This is a genomic window from Psychrobacter sp. 2Y5 (assembly GCF_051847375.1).
Classification (GTDB): Bacteria; Pseudomonadota; Gammaproteobacteria; order Pseudomonadales; family Moraxellaceae; genus Psychrobacter.
Map to the genome: position 1 here is coordinate 1 of NZ_JBPYDA010000030.1, position 1,425 is coordinate 1,425.

General features: G+C 41.1%; 2 protein-coding genes. Both read right to left on the reverse strand.

Features of this window, described 5'->3' with window-relative positions:
* Positions 1-32 precede the first annotated feature (32 nt).
* On the reverse strand, positions 33-872 hold the full coding sequence (locus ACS8E3_RS12965) for an IS3 family transposase (RefSeq protein ID WP_439244753.1): 840 nt from the start codon (positions 870-872) through the stop codon (positions 33-35).
* Positions 860-1,381 carry a helix-turn-helix domain-containing protein gene (locus tag ACS8E3_RS12970; protein WP_439244752.1) on the reverse strand — a complete coding sequence of 174 codons (522 nt, stop codon included), beginning with the start codon at positions 1,379-1,381 and terminating at the stop codon, positions 860-862. Before ACS8E3_RS12970 ends, ACS8E3_RS12965 begins: the two co-directional genes overlap by 13 nt.
* Positions 1,382-1,425: the final 44 nt, after the last annotated feature.

The following is a 1,425-nucleotide window of genomic DNA, read 5'->3' on the forward strand; positions in this document are numbered from 1 at the left end:
TGAACTGACCCCCAAATGTTGGACGGTTTATTTTATAACAAGGACTGAGTTCTGTATTGCACAGGACTCAGTCCTTTTAGTTTGAGTTGGATACGCTCATTATTGTAATAATGCATATACTCATGAATCTGTTTCTCTAACTGCTCAATAGTTTTCGGTTTCTCAATATAAATCGTCTCGCACTTCAGTGTACCGAAGAACCCCTCCATCAGCGCATTATCTAAGCAATTTCCTTTTCTGCTCATACTTTGCTTAATACCATGCTGTTTAAGCGTCGTGCTAAATGGTTTCATCTGATAATGCCACCCTTGATCTGAATGCAGCATTAAACTGTTGTTCTGGTACGTATTTATCTTATTTAAAGCCTTATCTAGCATCTTACCCACTAAGTCATAAGTCGGTCTCTTTGAGAGCATATAGCTGATGATCTCATTGTTATAACAATCGAGTATCGGCGATAAATACAGCTTATGATCACCCACCTTAAACTCAGTAATATCGGTGAGCCAGCGTGTGTTCGGTTTATCTGCAGTAAACTGGCGCTTTAAATGGTTCTTTGCAATCTTACCTTGTACACCTTTATAAGAGCGGTACTTCTGACGTCTTATCTTGGCGCTAAGCTTCATGTTACGCATCAGCTTAGCGATGAGCTTGTGGTTGTAATGACTCCCTAATTGCTTTAGCGCTGCCGTTATTCTGCGATAGCCATATCTGCCTTTATGCTTGTGGTATAAAGTGATGATACGCTGCTTTAGGTCAATGTATTTGTCATCACGCTCAAGCCTTGCTCTATGATAGTAAAAGACACTCTTAGGTGTCTTGGTGATCTCTAGCAAAGCTGATAAAGGGTGATCTTGCCTTAGTCCTTCGATGAGCCTTGCTTTCTCAAAGCTGGTTTCTTCTTCTGTTTGAGCAAGGCATCTAGCTTTTTTAGGTAGGCGTTCTCCGCACGTAGGTACTCATTCTCACGCTTAAGCTCTGCTAAGCTCTTTTCATCATCTGGCTTGTCTGTGATAAATGGTTTGCTCATGGCGGTTCTACCTTTAGGTTTGGATATTAGGCCAGATATGCCGTGCTTTCGATATGCTTTGTGCCAGTGGCTGATTAAAGCTGGTGAGCTGATGTTAAACTTCAGTGCCACCTCAGATTGACTCAAATCCTCTTTAAGCATGGTGGTTAACACGTTAAGTTTAAACTCGCCACTATAGTAGGCTTTGCTGGTCTTTGGTTTGATAGCATCGATACCACCGCTTTGATATTGTTTTACCCATTTAACTATAAAACGCTTGTTTACATTAAATGTCTTTGCTGTGGCTTGACCACTATGTCCTTGTTCATAGTATGCGATGACTTGCATCTTAAAGTCTAGGTCGTAACGCATAAAAATACCCCATAAGTTGTGTCCAACTTATGGGGGTCAGTTCA

Excerpts from the sequence above, each read along its gene's own strand:
- ACS8E3_RS12970 (WP_439244752.1), bottom strand. The coding sequence starts at position 1,381 with ATGCGTTACGACCTAGACTTTAAGATGCAAGTCATCGCATACTATGAA.